Genomic DNA, 17,473 nt, shown 5'->3' on the forward strand with positions numbered 1-17,473 from the left:
CCAGTCGTGCCACTTCACCGACGTCCCCGCGAACGACGAACCCGTCGACGTGGCCACATACGCGTCGGCCAGCGCACCGTGGGTGAACGCGACCACGTCGTCCCGGCCGTCACCGGTGAAATCCGTCGGCGAACCACCGAAATAGCGGGGCGCGGGCGGCGGCGGTGGCGTGCCGCAGTTGTCGCTGACCAGGAACCGCTGGTTGTACTGGCCGGGATACGGCGCGAGCGAGACGCCGTTGATCGAGATGACCTGGCCGACGCCGTTGTAGAGCTGCTCGTAGTGCACGTGCGCGCCGGAGGAGTTGCCGGTGCTGCCGGTGATCCCGATCTGCTGCCCCTGCTGCACGTAGGCGCCGTCGGGCACCGAGTAGGCGCTGAGGTGGAAGTAGTAGGTGGTCCACCCGCCGCCGTGGTCGATGACGATGTAGTTGCCGGCGCCGCTGGGCTGCGAGTAGCGCCGGGCCACTCCGGCGGCGGACGCCACCTGGGGCGTACCGCCTGTGACACCGCCGTCGGCGCGGACGAAGTCCAGCGCCTGCCGCACCTCGGCGCTGTGGTGGCTGTACGTCCACCGCTGCCCGCAGGGGAACGGTGCCTTGAAGGTGGGCGCGGCGAGTGCCGGTGACGGGGCGACCGTCACCGCGGTGAGGGTGGCCGCGGCCAGGGTGAGCAGCGCGACGAGGGCCCGCCGGGCGGGACTCGTCGGGAATCTGGGCATGCGGTGACTCCTCGTCGGAAGAGGGATGCACTGTCGGAGCGGCGCGTGGGCGTGTCGAGCCAGGGGCCGGTGTCGCCGATGGGCGGGCCCTGACAGTTCGCGTCGGAGAGAGGGGCGGCTGGCGTCCCGATCGGCGGGACGGTGGCGCTGAGGAGAAGTGAAACCGCAGACTTCGGAGCCTGTCAATACCCGACGGGGTGGTGAGTGCCGGCGGAAAACTTCCTTCAGCGTCGCTTCCGCCCGGCCTGGCTGCGCGGCGTGCAGGCCGACCCGCCGCGAAGATTCCTGCCCTGGAGGGAAAGCCGGGCGCGAAGTATTGACAACCGTGGAAGTATCGAAGTTAACTCGCCAGCAATCGATTTCTCATGGCTCCTACGGCCGCTCGGAAGGGACACCGATGAGGCTTCGCATCGGCCGTTGGGCCGGCGCCGCAGCAGCCGCGCTGCTGGCCGTTGCCGTGCCCGCGACCTCGTCCGCCGCCGCGCCGGCCGCCACGTCGGCGCCCGCTCCCGCTCTCGCCGTCGCCGACGACAAGGGACCGATCGGCTGGGACGCCTACCGCCGGCTCGACCGCCTGCCGGAGCTGGCCGCCGGCACCCGTACCCACCAGTTCTCCAGCTTCGGCCGCGACGGCTCCAACGACGACGGCTTCGTCGGCACCTGGTCGTGTCTGCGTCGGAGTGGGGGATGTGTGATCGCCGAGGCACGCGGTCCGGGCGAGGTGCAGTCGATCTGGTTCACCCGCGACGACGGCAACGTCCGCGCCACCGGCTGGATCCGCGTCGAACTCGACGGCGTCGTGGTCGTCCAGGCCGACCTCCAGGATCTGGTGGACGGGCGGCTCGGCAGCCCGTTCGTCGCGCCGCTCGTGAGCAACGCCGACCAGACGTCCGGCGGCGTCACCGTCAAGGTGCCCATGCCCTACCGGGAGTCCATGCGGATCACCACCCAGAACAACCCGCTGTTCCACCACGTCACCTACCGGACCTTCGCCGACGCGGCAGGGGTGCCCCGGTTCGATCCGGCCGACCCGGCCACCGACGTGGTCACGCTGCTGCGCGCCGCCGGCACCCGCGACCCGAAGCCCGCCCAGGCCGGCGCCTCCACCACGCGCGCCACCGTCACCGCCCCGGCGCAGGGGCAGGTGTCACTGGCCGCCCTGACCGGGCCACGCGCGATCACCGCGCTGCGGCTGCGCGTACCGGACGCCGCGGCCGGGGCGCCGACGCTCGCCGGGCTGCGGCTGCGTATGACGTTCGACGGACGTACGACAGTGGACAGCCCGGTCGGCGAGTTCTTCGGTGCCGGGCTGGGCGAGCACAGCGTCCGGTCGCTGATGTTCGCCATGGACTCCGCGCCCGGCGGCTGGTACAGCGCATGGTGGCCGATGCCGTTCCGCACCGCCGCCGCACTGACGCTCGTCAACACGACAGGCGCCACAGTCGGCGGCGTCGAGGTCGAGGTGACGTCGGCGCCCGGCACCGAGTGGACGTCCCGGCTCGCCGCCGACGGCAACGCCGGCTCCTTCACCACCCAGTCACGCCGCGCCGAGACGGTCGGCGGCACCGACTGGATCATCGCCGACCAGTCCGGGCGGGGCCGGTTCGTCGGCGTCTCGCAGACCATGCGCGGCCACATCATCGGCGGCAACACCCGCAACTACCTGGAGGGCGACGAGCGGGTGCACGTCGACGGCTCGCCCACGCCGCAGATCTACGGCACCGGCACCGAGGACTTCTACGAGTCGGGCTGGTACTTCAACCGCGGCGCGTACAGCGGCGTCTTCACCGGCAACACCGCCCACCTGGTCCGCGGCGGCGGATGCGCCGACGAGTGCGACGCCGCCTACCGGCTCATGATCGGCGACGCGGTGGCGTACGGCACCGCGCTGCGCTTCGGCATCGAGCACGGACCGGCGAACGACATGCCCGCCGAGTACGCCTCGACCGCGTTCCTCTACACCCAGCGCACCGTCACCACGCGCCGGACCGACGCCGTCGTCACCGGCGACGCCGCCAGCCGCGCCGCGCACGCGTACACCGACTCCGCGGCGACCCAGACCGCGCTCACCGCCGCCTTCGAGGGCGACGACGACAACGTCCCGCAGACCGGCCAGGTCCGCGCCACCACCGCCCCGGTCCGCTTCCGGCTGGCGATCGACCCGGCCAACCAGGGGGTACGGCTGCGCCGCCACGGTGACCAGGCCGGTGGCTACCAGCAGGCGGCCGTGTCGGTGGACGGCACACCGGCCGGGGTGTGGCTCCAGCCGCTGGGCAACGACAGGCAGCGCTGGCTGGCCGACGAGTTCGTGCTGCCCGCGGCGCTGACGGCGGGCCGCTCGGCGGTGACCGTCCAGCTCACCCCGGCGAGCGGCGCGCCGGCCTGGACCGCCGCCCGATACCTGGCCGACAGCATGATCGCGCCGTTCACCGACACCGTCGCCCCGGCCCCGGTCGCCGGTCTCGCCCTGGCCGGCGGGCGCGTGCACGCGCTGGGCCTGACCTGGTCCCCCTCCGCCGACGACGTCGGCGTGGTCTCCTACCGCGTCTACGCGTCCCGGAACCCGGGGGTGGCGATCACCGCCGCCAACCTGGTCGGCACCACACGTGCCACCACGTTCCGGCACGGTCCGCTGCCGGCCGCGCAGACCCGCTACTACCGGGTCGTTGCTGTCGACGGGTCGGGCAACGCCGCCGCGCCCTCGGCCGAGGTGTCGGCCACCACCCGTACCCGCAACACCAGCGACGCCGACGGCGACCGCCGCGACGACGCCGTCGACTTCACCCGCGGCGCCGGCGCCGACGTGTTCACGTCGCTCTCCGACGGCACCCGGTTCGTGCCGGACAGCCGGCCCTGGAACGACTTCTTCGCGATCGGCGCGGAGGTGCCGCTCACCGGCGACGTCAACGGCGACGGCCGCGCGGACGTCATCACGTTCACCCGTGGCGACAGCGCCGACGTCTACGTCGGGCTCTCCACCGGCTCCGGCTACTCCGCGGGCGTCAAGTGGCACGACTTCTTCGCCGTCGGCGCCGAGATCCCGGCGGTCGGCGACGTCAACGGCGACGGCCGCGCCGACATCATCACCTTCACCCGCGGCGCCGCCGCCGACGTCTACGTGGCGCTCTCCACCGGCTCCGGCTTCGGGCCCGGCGTCAAGTGGCACGACCACTTCGCGCTCGGCGACGAGTTCCCGGCGGTGGGCGACGTGGACGGGGACGGGCGGGACGACATCGTGACGTTCACCAGGGGTACGACCGGCGACGTGTTCGTGTCGCTCTCCGACGGCACCCGCTTCGTGGAGGACGGCTGGAAGTGGCACGACAGCTTCGCCACCGGCGACGAGCTGCCGGCGGTGGGCGACGTGGACGGGGACGGGCGGGACGACATCGTGACGTTCACCAGGGGTACGACCGGCGACGTGTTCGTGTCGCTCTCCGACGGGGGCCGCTTCGTGCAGAACTCCTGGAAGTGGCACGACCACTTCGCCTTCGGCGACGAGCTGCCCGGGGTGGGGGACTTCAACGGCGACGGCCGGGCCGACGTGGTCGCGTTCACCAGGGGCCTGACCGCCGACGTGTTCGTCTCGCTCTCCACCGGCGGTGGATTCGGGCCACCGGGCAACCGCTGGCACGACCGGTTCGCCCCCGGCACCGACCTGCCCCGCCCGAGCGTGTCGTGATGCGCGCCCGGCGTGCCCTCGCGGCGCTCCTGCTCGGGGTGGCCCTGGTGGCGGTCCCGGCCGGACCGGCAGCGGCCGACGACCCGGTCCGGTTCGAGGCCGAGTCGCTCGCCGTCGTCTCCGCCACCGCGCCGGTCGGCGCGCAGGCCGACTGCTGCGGGGTGAGCTGGTCCGGCGGACGGCAACTGTGGTTCCGGGGCGCCCGCGCCGGTGACGCGGTGACGCTCGCGCTGCCGTCGGTGCCGGCCGGGCAGTACGACCTCGGCGCGGTCCTCACCCGGGCCGGCGACTACGGCACGCTGCGCTTCGCCGTCGACGGGGTGGCGGTCGGCCAGCTCTTCGACGGGTACGCGGGCGCGGTGCAGCGCACCGGGGCGGTGCCGCTGGGCTCGGTGTCGCTGACGGCCGGCACCCACCGCCTCACCGTCACGGTGACCGGCCGGTCCGCGTCCTCCACCGGCTTCTTCGCCGGGCTGGACACGGTGACGCTGCGTCGCGTCGGCCCGCTCGCGGCGGTCACCACCACGCCGTACGAGACGCTCGGTGAGACACCGGCGCGGGGCGCGTCCACACGCGTCTACGACCCGAGCGCCGGGGAGTCGACGACCTGGTACTACAACGACCACACGCTGGTGCGGCACGAGCAGACCGGCGTGTGGCACCTGTTCGGCATCACCCACGCCGAACCCGGTGCGCCGCAGGACGAGAAGGTCTTCGGGCACGCCACCGCGCCCACCCCGACCGGCCCGTGGACGAAACGGCCGGTGGCGCTGGCCGCCGACCCCGGGGCCGGGGAGCAGTGGATCTGGGCCCCGCACGTCGTCCACCACAACGGCGTCTACCACATGTTCTACGCGGCCGGTAACCCGGACTACGCCCGGTACCGCATGCACCTGGCCACCTCGACCGACCTGTTCACCTGGACCCGAAGCTCCGCCAACCCGCTGTTCATCGACGGGTGGGAGGGCCGCGACCCGATGGTGACCCGGGTCGGCGACCGCTGGGTCATGTACTACACGGCCACGTCGAGCCCGTCCGGCGGCAACCATGTCGTGGCGTACCGGACCAGCACCGACCTGCGCTCGTGGAGCGGCCGCGCGATCGCGTACACCTCGCCGCACACCGGCCGGGCGGGCGGGCAGACGGAGTCGCCGTTCGTGGTGCGCCGGGGGGAGTGGTGGTACCTGTTCGTCTGCTGCGACGGCACCGACTACGGCGCCGCGTACCGGCGCACGGCCGTCTACCGCAGCCGCGACCCGCTGCGCTTCGACGGCGCGGAGAAGGTGACGGTGCTGGACGCGCACGCCGCCGAGGTCGTGGTGGACGGCTCGAACTGGTACCTGACCCACGCCGGCTGGGGTCAGGGCGGGCTCTGGCTGGCGCCGCTGACCTGGTCGACCGGCGTGGTGGCGCGCGGCTGGACGGTGACCACCGGTTTCCTGCGCGCCGACGTGCGCACCTGGCCCAGCGCCCGGATCGCCGAGCTGGCCGTCGACCCGGCCGGGGCCGGCAATCACCGTCCCGCGCTCGACTCGTCGCACCGGGGCACCGGGCCGTACCTCGCCGTCGGCCGGTTCGACGTGACCGACCGGGCCGGGGCGCCGGACCGGGTCGACGTGTCCGCCGACGGCTCCCGGATCAACCTGGTCGGCATCCCGTTCGGCGACGAGCCGGTCACCGCCGACTGGCTGCTCACCGTGACGCCCCGGTGGACCGGCCCCGGGTTGCAGAGCGACGTCACCTGGTCGGTGAACGGGTGGCCGACCGCCGCGGTGTGGGAGGTGGCGTTCAACATCGACGGCGCGTCGCCGCTGGTCGGCGACCCGGCGGTGGAGGCGCGGCCGACAGGTGACGTCACCGGCATGCCCCGCTGGACGATGAGCACCGGCGACGGGCTCTCGGTGGTCGCGGCGCACCGGTGGGGGTCGGCCTGGCGCGGCGACAACACCTGGTACGACGCCGGCCACGCGATGGCGGCCTGGCAGCCGCTGTGGCGCTCCGGCGGCCTGTCCTGGGCGCCGGGCCAGTACGCGGGCGGCACCTGGCGTCTGACCGCGAGCGGGGTCCGGCGGGACGTGCAGTTCGCCGACGCCGCGCACACCGCGATCAACGCGATCCCGTGACCGGCGTGGACACCCGCGACGCGCCCGGCCCGAGCGGCCGGGTGGTGGTCGCGGCAACCGGAGTGGCCAAGCGGTTCGGCGGCGTGACGGCCCTCGACGGCGTCGACTTCGACGTACGGGCGGGCGAGGTGCACGCGCTGCTGGGCGAGAACGGCGCGGGCAAGTCCACCCTGATCAACATCCTCTCCGGCGTGATCACCGACTACGACGGAGAAGTCGCAGTCGACGGGACGCCGGTACGGTTCACCGGCCCGGCCGCCGCCCAGGCCGCCGGGATCGCGACCATCCACCAGGAACTCGACCTGGTGCCCGCCCTCTCGGTGGCCGACAACCTCGTGCTCGGGCGGGAGCCCCGGACCCGGCTGCGCACAGTCGACCGGCGGGCCGCGGGCCGCACCGCGCGCGAGCACCTGGACCGGCTCGGCGCAGACATCGACCCGCGCCGCCCGGTGGGCTCGCTGCGCGTCGGCGAGCAGCAACTCGTCGAGATCGCCAAGGCGCTCGCCCTGGACGCCCGCGTACTCGTCATGGACGAGCCGACGGCCGCGCTCGCCGACGGGGAGGTACGGCGGCTGTTCACCACAATCGGCGGCCTGCGCCGCCGGGGCGTCGGCGTCGTCTACATCTCCCACCGGATGGAGGAGATCGAGGTCGTCGCGGACCGCGCGACGGTGCTGCGCAACGGTTCCGTCGCCGGTGTCGTACCGGCCGGCCGGATGGACCGGCGGCGGATCGTGGCGATGATGGTCGGCGGCCGGGCCGCGTCGCTGTTCGAGCCCGCCCCGGCGGACACGGCCGGCGCTCCCGGCCCGCTGCCCGGATCGGCCGGCGGCGGCCCGTTGCTGCGTGTCACCGACCTGGCCGTGCGGCCCCGGACGCCCCGGCTCGGCCGCTGCGAGCCGGACGGCGTCAGCCTGACCGTGCGGGCCGGCGAGATCGTCGGCCTGGCCGGGCTGATGGGCGCCGGACGTACCGAACTGCTGGAGACCCTGTTCGGCGCCGGGTCCGCGGGTCGCCGCACCGGCGCGGTGCTGCTGGCCGGTCGCCCGTACGCGCCGCGCCGCCCCCGCGCGGCACTGCGGGCCGGCGTCGGCTTCGTCCCGGAGGACCGGCGCCGCTCCGCGCTCGTCCTGGACCACCCGGTCGGCCGGAGCATCGTGCTGGCCGCCCTGTCCAGGCTGACCACGGCCGGGATCGTCAGCCGACGCCGGGAACGGGCGGCCGTCGCGCGGTCGGTCACCGACCTGGCGATCAAGACGGTGTCGGCGGCCACGCCGGTCGGCGCGCTCTCCGGCGGCAACCAGCAGAAGGTGGTCTTCGCCCGGCACCTGCTCACCGAGCCGCGGCTGCTCCTGCTGGACGAGCCGACCCGCGGCGTCGACATCGGGGCGAAGGCGGAGATCTACCGGCTGCTGCGCCGGCTCGCCGGCGACGGCATGGGCATCCTGCTCGCCTCCTCGGAACTGCCCGAGCTGCTCGGCGTCTGCGACCGGGTGGTGGTGCTGCGCCGCGGCCGGGCCGTGGCCGACCTCGCCACCGGCGGCTGCACCGGCGAGGACATCCTCGCGGCGGCGATGGGCGGCCCGGCCGCCGGAAGGGACGACCGATGACCGACACCCGAGTGCCGCCGCCCGAGCCGGCCGTGACCGGGGCGCCGCCCGCCGCCGGTACGGCCGGACTGCGCGGCGCGACGGCCCACTGGCTGCGTCGGCCGCGCAGCCGCCGGGAACTCGCCGACCGGCTCTTCGCGGTGCAGAGTCTCTTCGCGCTGCTCGTGATCTTCGTCGTGGCGATCCTCGCCTCACCGCGCCGCGACGGCGAGGTCCTCTTCCTCACCGCCGGCAACCTGGGGAACATCGTCCGCGCGGTGTCGGAGATCGGCATCATCGCGATCGGGATGACGTTCGTCGTCCTGCTGGGCGGCATCGACCTGTCGGTCGGGGCGATCCTCGGCCTGTCGGCCGTCGGCACCGCGACGCTCATGGTCGACTCCGGACTCGGCATCCTGCCCGCCGTCGCCGCCGTGCTCGCGATCGGCGTGCTGTTCGGCGCGCTCCAGGGGTACGCCGTGGCCCGCCTCGGCATCCAGTCGTTCATCGTGACACTGGCCGGTCTCCAGGTCGCCCGGGGCATCGCCCGGATCTGGTCCGGCGGCCTCGGCATCCCGATCGCCTACGGCGACGGACCCCAGGAGGCGCCGCCCGCCTTCGAACTGCTGAACGGCTCGATGAACGGCGTGCTCCCGGTGCCGGCGGTGCTGTTCGTCCTGATCGGGGTGGCCGCTGTGGTGGTGCTGCGGACGACGGCGTTCGCCCGGCACGTCTACGCGATCGGCGGCAACGAGAAGGCGGCCCGGCTCTCCGGTGTGCCGGTGACGCGGGTCAAGGTCGCCGTGTTCGCCGTCGCCGGCCTCCTGGCGGCGGTGGCCGGAGTGGTGCACGCGGGACAGCTCAACCAGGGCAGCCCGAACGACGGCGCCGGATACGAGCTGGACGCGATCGCCGCTGTCGTCATCGGCGGCACCAGCCTGGCCGGCGGCTCCGGCTCGATGGGCGGCACCCTGGCCGGCGCGCTGCTGCTCGGCATCCTCAACAACATCCTCGCGCTCAACAACATCGACGCCAACGTCCAGCTGCTGATCAAAGGACTGGTGATCGTGCTCGCGGCGGCGCTGCAGAAGCTGCGCCGCGGCATCGCCTGACCGAACCGACTCCGAGGAGCCACCGATGGACAAGCGAACCACACTGCTCGCGCTGCTGGTCACCGGCGCGCTGGCGGCGACGGGGTGCAGCGTCGAGAAGCCGTCCGACGACGCCGGGCAGGCCCGTGCCTGCGGCGCCGGCAAGGACTTCCTGATCGGCATGTCCCAGGCCAACAACGCCGAGCCGTACCGGCAGGTGATGAACAACGACGTGCAGACGGCGGCGAAGTCGGTGCCCGGCTTCCGCGTCGTGGTCTCCGACGCCGCGCAGGACAACAGCAAGCAGGTCGCCGACGTGGAGAACTTCCTCACCCAGAAGATCGACCTGCTGATCGTCTCGCCGAACGAGGCCAAGCCGCTGACCGCCGTGGTGAAGAAGGCGTACGACCAGGGCGTGCCGGTGATCGTGCTGGACCGCAAGGTCGAGGGGGAGGCGTACACCGCGTTCATCGGTGGCGACAACGTGGCGATCGGCAAGGCGGCCGGCGAGTTCTACGCCACGACGCTGCTGCCCGACGGCGGCAAGGTGATCGAGATCGCCGGGCTGCCCGGCTCGACCCCCGCCGCCGAGCGCGCGCAGGGCTTCCGCGACGGCATCGCCGCCAACCCGAAGATCCAGATCGTCGCCTCCCAGCCCGGCGACTGGCTGCGGGAGAAGGGACAGTCGGTGGCGGACGCGCTGATCAAGGCTCACCCGGACGTGTCCGCGATCTACGCGCACAACGACCCGATGGCCGAGGGCGCCTACCTCGCCGCGAAGTCGGCGGGCAAGGCGCAGCGGATCAAGTTCACCGGCATCGACGCGCTGCCGGTGCCCTCCGGCGGGATCAAGGCCGTCGAGCAGGGCCGCCTCGCCGCCACGTTCCAGTACGCCACCGGCGGCCGGGAGGCGGTCGAGCTGGCCCGGAAGATCCTCGTCGACTGCGCCGAGGACGTCCCGCGTACCACCACGCTGGGCACCATGCGGATCACCAGGGAGAACGCCGCCGAGGCGTACGCGAAGCTCGGTGGCCTCTGAGCGCGGGGGCCGGGATGCGCAGCGCGAGCGTGCGGCGGGCGGCGCCGGTGGTGCTCGGCGTGGACATTGGCACGTCGAGCAGCAAGGGGGTTCTCGTCGACCCCGACGGGCGGTTGGTCCGGGCCCGGGTCCTGGAGCACCGGGTCGACCGGCCCGGCCCTGGCCGGGTCGAGATGGACGGCCGGATCTGGTGGCGGGAGTTCGTCGCCCTCAGCCGGGATCTGCTGGCTCCGGGTGACGTCCGGGTGTGCGCGGTCGGGGTGAGCGGCATGGGTCCGTGCGTGCTGCTCACCGACGCCGGCGGCACTCCGCTGCGCCCGGCCGTCCTCTACGGCGTGGATACCCGCGCCGGGGAGCAGATCGAGCGGATGAACGAGCGGTTCGGCGCCGACGAGATCATCCAGCGGTGCGGGTCGGCGTTGTCCAGCCAGGCGGCGGGCCCGAAGATCGCGTGGGTGGCCGACACCGAACCGGAACTGTTCGCCCGTGCCCGCCGGCTGTTCATGCCCAGTTCGTGGCTGGCCTACCGGCTCACCGGTCGCTACCTGCTCGATCACCACTCGGCAAGCCAGTGCACGCCGTTCTACGACACCGAGGCCCAGGACTGGTACCGGCCGTGGATCGACCCGTTCGCACCCGGACTGGAGCTTCCGCCACTGTGCTGGCCCGGCGACGTGGCCGGTGAGGTGACGGCCGGGGCCGCCGCCGAGACCGGCCTGCCGGAGGGCGTTCCGGTGGTGGCGGGCACGATTGACGCCTGGTCGGAGGCGTTGAGCGTGGGTGCGCAGGGCGTGGGCGACCTGATGCTCATGTACGGCACCACCATGTTCCTCGTGCACACCGTGCCGCACCGGCTGACCAGCCCGTCGCTGTGGGGCACCGTCGGCGCGCTGCCGGGCACCCGCAACCTGGCCGGCGGGATGGCGACCTCCGGCGCGATCACCGGCTGGCTACGCGACCTGGTGGCGGGCACCGACCACACCGAGCTGCTCCGCCTCGCCGAACGCTCCGGCGCCGGTGCCCGCGGGTTGCTGATGCTGCCGTTCTTCGCCGGGGAACGCACGCCGATCCTCGATCCCCGGGCCCGCGGCCTGATCGCCGGTCTCACCCTCTCGCACGGCCCCGGCGACATCTACCGGGCGGCGCTGGAGGCGACCGGGCTGGCGGTACGGCACAACATCGAGACGATCGAGGCGGCCGGCGGCGACATCCGCCGGATCGTCGCGGTCGGCGGCGGCACCCGGGGCGGGCTCTGGACCCAGATCGTCTCCGACATCACCGGCCGGGAACAGCAGATTCCGGCGCAGACCATCGGCGCCAGCTACGGCGGCGCCTTCCTGGCCGCCCGGACCGTGGTGGACGTCTCGATCGAGACGTGGAACCCGATCGCCGGGGTGCGGCGGCCACGACCCGAACCCGCCGCCGACTACGACGAGCTGTACCGGCTCTACCGCGAGCTGTACGCCGGTAGCCGATCTGTGGTCCACGCCCTTGCGGCCCGGCAGGAACGCCTGCCGGGCGCGTTCCGCTCCACCCACCGTCCGCCCGCCGAGGGAGCTGCCCCGTGACCCGTTACACACTGCCCGTGCCGGTCGAGCGCCCGGCCGCCCCGCCCCGCACCGTCTACACAGTCGCCAGCGGTGACCTGCGGCTGAGCGCGAACGTCACCTGCTGGCCCACCCAGCGGCAGCTCGAAGCCGACCTCACCACCGCGGTCACCGCGCTCGGCTGGCACGTCCGGCGCGGTCACGACGTCGACCCGGGCAAAGGACACGGCTTCATCGACAGCCAGCGCGCCGGGATCGAGGTCTTCCGGAGCATTCCGGCCGACGTGCCGCTCGTCGTGGTGGAGGCGGTCTGGCAGTACAGCCACCACGTGCTGGCCGGGCTGCGCGCCCACCGCGGGCCGATCCTGCTGGTGGCGAACTGGAGCGGCGAGTACCCCGGTCTGGTGGGCCTGCTCAACCTCGCCGGCAGCCTCACCAAGGCGGGCGTGCGGTACTCGACGCTGTGGAGCGAGGACTTCACCGACGAGTGGGCGCGCGACGGGCTGAAGAAGTGGCTGGAGACCGGCCGGGTGACGCACGACGAGAGCCACGTACGCCCGCTGCCGGTGCTGCGGCCGGACGAGGAGGTCGAACTCGGCGTGGCGCTGGCCCGGCAGCTCGTCTCCGAGCGGGCCGTCATCGGCGTCTTCGACGAGGGCTGCATGGGCATGTACAACGCCATCATCGACGACGAGCTGCTCAACCCGCTCGGCGTCTTCAAGGAACGCCTGTCGCAGAGCGCGCTGGTGGCGGAGATGGCGCGGGTGCCCGACACCGAGGCGCGGGCGGTGCTGGCCTGGCTGGAGGCGGCCGGGATGACGTTCCACACCGGCACCGACGAGGCCACCGAGCTGACGTACGCCCAACTGCTCAGCCAGTGCCGCATGTACGTCGCCGCGCTGCGCATCGCCGACGACTTCGGCCTGGACGCCGTCGGGATCCAGTACCAGCAGGGGCTCAAGGACACCGTGCCGGCCAGCGACCTGGCCGAGGGGCTGCTGAACAACGTCGAACGCCCCCCGGTGACCAGCCGGGACGGCTCCCGGGAGCTGTACCCGGGCGTCGCGCTGCCTCACTTCAACGAGGTGGACGAGGGCGTCGCGGTGGACTCGCTGGTCACCAACCGGATCTGGACCGCGATGGGCCTGGACCCGGCGACGACGCTGCACGACATCCGCTGGGGACAGCAGTACGGCGAGCACTTCGTCTGGGTCTTCGAGATCTCCGGTTCGGTGCCCGCGTCGCACAACGGGGGCTACGACAGGTCGTACAGCATGCGTCAGCCACCGATGTACTTCCCGCTCGGCGGCGGCACGCTCAGCGGCGTGTCGAAGCCGGGGGAGATCGTCTGGTCGCGGGTGTTCGTGATGGACGGCGGCCTGCACGTCGACCTCGGGCGCGGCACGGTGGTGGAGCTGCCCGAGGCGGAGACCCGGCGGCGGCTGGACGCCACCACACCGCAGTGGCCGATCATGCACGCCGTGCTGCACGGCGTGGGCCGCGACCAGTTGATGGCCCGGCACAAGGCCAACCACGTCAACGTGGTCTACGCGCCCGACGCCGACACCGCCGACCGCGCGCTACGGGTCAAGGCCGCCCTCTTCGCCGAGCTGGGCGTACGGGTGCACCTGTGCGGGGAGGTCACGATCTGAGCGAGCCGGCGGCAGTGCCGCGTGACCGGGTACGGCCCGCCGCGGGGCCCTGGCGGCCGGCCGACGGCGCCGAGCTCTCGCGTACCCGCAGCTCGGTGTGGAGCACCACTGTCGAGGGTGCCTTGGCCGGGTCGGCGATCCGCTCGACCAGCAGCGTGGCCGCGGTGCGCCCCAGGTCGTAGGTGGGCTGCGCGACGGTGCTCAGCGAGGGCCGGACCAGGTGCGCCCAGGGGATGTCGTCGAACCCGACGATGCCGAACGGGTCGGGCACGCCGATGCCGTTGTCCACGAGGCACTCGAGGGCGCCCACAGTCATCAGGTTGTTCGCCGCGAACACCGCGTCCGGCGGCTCGGCGGTCTCCAGCAGGGAGGCCATCGCGCGGTAGCCGCCCTCCTCGCGGAAGTCCGCGTACCGGATCAGGTCCTCGGTGGTCTGGCGTCCGCTCGCCTTCAGCGCCCGCTGGTAGCCCCGCAGCCGCTGCATGGCGGTGGAGATCCGGCGTGGGCCGGTGATGCAGGCGATCCGCCGGTAGCCGCTGCCCACCAGATGGGCGGTCGCCTGCTCGGCGCCGTGGGTGTTGTCCACCAGCACGGTGTCCACCTCGACGCCGCGTGGTTGCCTGTCGATCGCCACGACCGGGATGCGGGCCTGCACCAGGCGGCTGATCAGGGCCGGCCGCCCGGACGAGGAGATGATCACCCCGGCCATCCGCTCGGCCAGGGCCGCCGCCACGTAGCGGGCCTCCTTCTCCGGATCCTCGTCGCCGTTGCAGAGCACGACCGAGAAGCCGGCCTCCTGCGCGACGTCCTCGACACCGCGCACCATCGAGGTGAAGAACGGGTTCCCGATGTCGGAGATGATGACCGCCCAGAGGCTGGTCCGGCTGCGGCGCAGGCTGCGCGCGACGGCGTTCGGGCGGTAGTCGAGGTCCTGCGCGGCCTGCCGTACCCGGGCGGCCATGTCCGGGTCGACCGAGGCACGCCCGTTGAGGACGCGGGAGACGGTCGCCGGCGACACTCCCGCGCGACGCGCCACGTCGTAGATGGTCGTCATCGCGCTCCCGTCGTCGTCGCCCGGGCGCTCCGGCCCGGCCCCCGTCGGATGGTGACGTACCGGAGTGAGACCGCCACCGCGGGAGATCGCACGGAATCCTATACCCGTCCAGCAATCGATTTCCGACCGGGTCGATCGCGTCCCGCCGCCGCTATTGACATCGATGTGGGTGACTACGAGACTCGTCGGCAATCGATTTCTCGTCCGGTGCCGCTGGTCACCCCCACCCCCGAGGAGCACGGTGAGACGAAATCTGCTGGCGATGCTTGTCGCGCTCTGCACCGTCACGGCGGCCGGCGCGGCCGGCGCGCCGGCCGCCGCCGTACCGATCGGCACGCTCGCCTGCCCGTCCGTCCCGGCCACCCACGACCCCGCCGTCACCGTGATCGTCTACCGGGTGGCCCGGTCGTACAACGTCAACGACAAGGTCATGCTCTCCACCTTCGAGGCGGGCTGGGTCGAGTCCCACATGAACAACCTGCCCTGCGGCGACAAGTCCAGCCTGGGCGTGTTCCAGCAGCGCTGGGACTACGGCTGGGGCACGCCGGAGCAGATCATGGACCCGGTCTACGCCACCACGCAGTACGTCACGCGTGCGATCACCTGCGACCGCAACAATCCCGGCTACACGGCGGGCCAGGTCGCCCAGTGCGTCCAGCGATCGGGCTTCCCCGACCGGTACGACCAGGTGGCGGGGACCGCGCGCACGCTGCTCAACCAGGCGGCGCGTACCCACGGCATGGCCGGCGGCTCGTCGACGGACGTGAACGGTGACGGCCGCGACGACATCCTCACCTTCACCCAGAACGCCTCCGCCGACGTGTACGCGAGCACGTCGACCGGAACCGGCTTCGCCGGAACGTCGGTGAAGTGGAACGACTTCTTCTCCATCGGCGGGGAGACCGCGTCGACGGGCGACGTCAACGGTGACGGCCGCGACGACATCGTCACGTTCGCGCACGGCAACACCGGCGACGTGTACGTGGCGCTGTCGAACGGGTCGGCGTTCGCGTCGCCGGGCCGGTGGCACGACTGGTTCGCCCCCGGCGCGGAGATCGCCGCCGTCGGTGACGTCAACGGCGACGGCAGGGACGACATCGTCGCGTTCACGCACAACGCGACGGCGGACGTCTACGTGGCGTTGTCAACCGGGTCGTCGTTCTCGGGCACGGCGGTCAAGTGGCACGACTACTTCTCCATCGCCGGGGAGTTCCCCGCGCTGGGCGACGTCAACGGCGACGGCCGCGACGACATCATCACCTTCACCCAGGGCCCCGCGTCAGCGGCGGACGTGATCGTGGCGCTGTCCACCGGCACGTCGTTCGGGGCGCCGCAGAAGTGGCACGACCTGTTCGCCGTGGGTGCCGAGCAGCCACGGGTGGGGGACGTCAACGGCGACGGCAAAGACGACGTCGTCACGTTCACCTGCAATGCCGACGCCGACGTCTACGTCGCCACCTCCACCGGCACCGGCTTCGCCGGCACCACCGTCAAGTGGCACGACTTCTTCTGCCTGCCGGGCGAGTTCCCCTACCTGGGCGACGCGAACGGCGACGGCAAGGACGACCTCATCGTCTTCACCAAGGGCGCCACGAACGACGTCTACGTCGCCCTGTCCACCGGCACCACCTTCGGTGCCAGCAGCAAGTGGCACGACTACTTCGGGCTCACCGGTGAGGTGACGCTGTGACCCCAGGATGGGAGGCCCCCGTGGCCGGAACACGACGGAGACGGCGGCGCACCGGCGTCGCCCTGCTGGCCGCGGCGCTCGCCGGCGGGATCGCGGTGCAGCCCGCGCCGGCGTCCGCGACGCCGCCGGGCCGGACCGCGCTGGACGCCGCGTTCGTGCGGGCGGCGCAGGAGTACGACGTACCCCGGGACGTACTCGTCGCGGTCGGCTACGGCGAGTCCCGCCTCGACGCGCACGGCGGCAAGCCGAGCCAGGCGAACGGCTACGGGGTGATGCACCTGGTGAGCAACCCCGCCCAGCACAGCCTGGAACGGGCGGCGAAGTTGACCGGCGAGCCGGTCGCGCGCCTGAAGACCGCCACGCCGGCGAACATCCGCGGTGGCGCGGCAGTGCTGCGCGAGCTGGCCGACGCCGAGGGGCTGACCGCGCGCGACCGGGACCGGGTGACCGCCTGGTACCCGGTGGTGGCGCGGTACGGCGGCGCGGCCGACGACGCCACCGCCCGGCTGTACGCGGACGGGATCTACGAGCTGGTGCAGCAGGGCATTCCGGGCGCGGTGCCGGTCCGGGCGCACCGGGTCGAGCCGGAGCGGGGTCGCTACGCCGCCGTGGCGCCCGCCGGCACCGCGTCCCGTACGCTCGCCGCCGCCGTGCCCGAGTACCCGCCGGCGCGGTGGGTCGCCGCGAACGGAGCGAACTACGGCGTGGGGCGGCCCAGCCGGATCACCACGGTGATTCTCCACGTCACCCAGGGTTCGTACGCCGGTACCATCAGCTGGTTCCAGAACCCGTCGGCCGGGGTCAGCGCCCACTACGTGGTGAAGTCCAGCAACGGTGAGATCACCCAGATGGTCCGCGAGGGCGACACCGCTTACCACGCCCGGTCGGGCAACGCGTACGGCGTCGGCATCGAGCACGAGGGGTACGTGGACAACCCGGCCTGGTTCACCGACGCGATGTACCGTTCGTCGGCCGCGCTGACCCGTTATCTGTGCGACAAGTACGGCATCCCGAAGAACCGCACCGGCATCAAGGGGCACAACGAGATCCCGGGCAACGACCACACCGACCCGGGACCGAACTGGAACTGGAACTACTACCTCTCGCTGGTGAACCAGGGTGGCGGGGGCCCGACCGCCCGCTATTTCGGTGGTTCGCCGACGGATTTCACCGGTGACGGCCGGGATGACGTGGTCGCGTTCACCCACGGTGCGCTGGCCGACGCGTATGTGGCCACGTCGACGGGTTCGTCGTTCGCGGGGACGTCGGTGAAGTGGCACGACTGG

Annotated in this window: 11 protein-coding genes; 9 read left to right on the forward strand and 2 right to left on the reverse strand. The window is 72.8% G+C overall.

Annotation, left to right across the window (positions count from 1 at the left end; all coding sequences use genetic code 11):
- A partial coding sequence (locus IF06_RS0131015; protein WP_157551560.1) for a M23 family metallopeptidase occupies nucleotides 1–720 on the reverse strand: 720 nt, incomplete at its 3' end.
- Nucleotides 721–1,117: 397 nt separating this feature from the next.
- Between IF06_RS0131015 and IF06_RS33765 the strand changes: the two genes are divergently transcribed.
- Genes IF06_RS33765 through IF06_RS0131055 form a run of 7 tightly spaced genes read left to right on the forward strand, consistent with a single transcriptional unit; the run spans nucleotide 1,118 to nucleotide 13,443 of the window.
- Nucleotides 1,118–4,402 (forward strand): DUF2961 domain-containing protein, encoded by a 3,285-nt coding sequence (locus tag IF06_RS33765; protein ID WP_157551562.1) that lies wholly within the window; start codon nucleotides 1,118–1,120, stop codon nucleotides 4,400–4,402.
- Nucleotides 4,402–6,525 carry a family 43 glycosylhydrolase gene (locus tag IF06_RS0131030; RefSeq protein ID WP_030275291.1) on the forward strand — a complete coding sequence of 708 codons (2,124 nt, stop codon included), beginning with the start codon at nucleotides 4,402–4,404 and terminating at the stop codon, nucleotides 6,523–6,525. Before IF06_RS33765 ends, IF06_RS0131030 begins: the two co-directional genes overlap by 1 nt.
- Complete coding sequence (locus IF06_RS0131035; protein ID WP_030275293.1) at nucleotides 6,522–8,135, forward strand: sugar ABC transporter ATP-binding protein; 1,614 nt, start codon at nucleotides 6,522–6,524, stop codon at nucleotides 8,133–8,135. The genes IF06_RS0131030 and IF06_RS0131035 overlap by 4 nt, the downstream gene beginning before the upstream one ends.
- Entirely contained in the window at nucleotides 8,132–9,226 is a 1,095-nt protein-coding gene (locus IF06_RS0131040; RefSeq protein WP_030275295.1) for an ABC transporter permease, read from the forward strand. The genes IF06_RS0131035 and IF06_RS0131040 overlap by 4 nt, the downstream gene beginning before the upstream one ends.
- A gap of 25 nt (nucleotides 9,227–9,251) precedes the next feature.
- The gene (locus IF06_RS0131045; RefSeq protein ID WP_030275298.1) at nucleotides 9,252–10,244 is read left to right on the forward strand and encodes a substrate-binding domain-containing protein; all 993 of its coding nucleotides are present in this window, start codon (nucleotides 9,252–9,254) and stop codon (nucleotides 10,242–10,244) included.
- Between the two features lie 14 nt (nucleotides 10,245–10,258).
- Complete coding sequence (locus IF06_RS0131050; protein WP_030275300.1) at nucleotides 10,259–11,812, forward strand: FGGY-family carbohydrate kinase; 1,554 nt, start codon at nucleotides 10,259–10,261, stop codon at nucleotides 11,810–11,812.
- Nucleotides 11,809–13,443 carry a fucose isomerase gene (locus IF06_RS0131055; RefSeq protein WP_030275301.1) on the forward strand — a complete coding sequence of 545 codons (1,635 nt, stop codon included), beginning with the start codon at nucleotides 11,809–11,811 and terminating at the stop codon, nucleotides 13,441–13,443. The genes IF06_RS0131050 and IF06_RS0131055 overlap by 4 nt, the downstream gene beginning before the upstream one ends.
- Here the strand turns inward: IF06_RS0131055 and IF06_RS0131060 are convergent.
- Complete coding sequence (locus tag IF06_RS0131060) at nucleotides 13,433–14,497, reverse strand: LacI family DNA-binding transcriptional regulator (RefSeq protein ID WP_030275303.1); 1,065 nt, start codon at nucleotides 14,495–14,497, stop codon at nucleotides 13,433–13,435. The genes IF06_RS0131055 and IF06_RS0131060 overlap by 11 nt on opposite strands.
- Nucleotides 14,498–14,738: 241 nt before the next feature.
- On the opposite strand from IF06_RS0131060, the gene IF06_RS0131065 reads away from it, so the two are divergent.
- Both IF06_RS0131065 and IF06_RS0131070 read left to right on the forward strand, forming a co-directional pair.
- Complete coding sequence (locus IF06_RS0131065; RefSeq protein ID WP_030275305.1) at nucleotides 14,739–16,187, forward strand: FG-GAP repeat domain-containing protein; 1,449 nt, start codon at nucleotides 14,739–14,741, stop codon at nucleotides 16,185–16,187.
- A gap of 20 nt (nucleotides 16,188–16,207) precedes the next feature.
- Nucleotides 16,208–17,473: N-acetylmuramoyl-L-alanine amidase (locus IF06_RS0131070; protein WP_198039705.1), on the forward strand; the 1,266-nt coding region annotated here is incomplete at its 3' end.

This window comes from Micromonospora globosa (genome assembly GCF_000717585.1).
GTDB classification, from domain to species: Bacteria; Actinomycetota; Actinomycetes; order Mycobacteriales; family Micromonosporaceae; genus Micromonospora; species Micromonospora aurantiaca.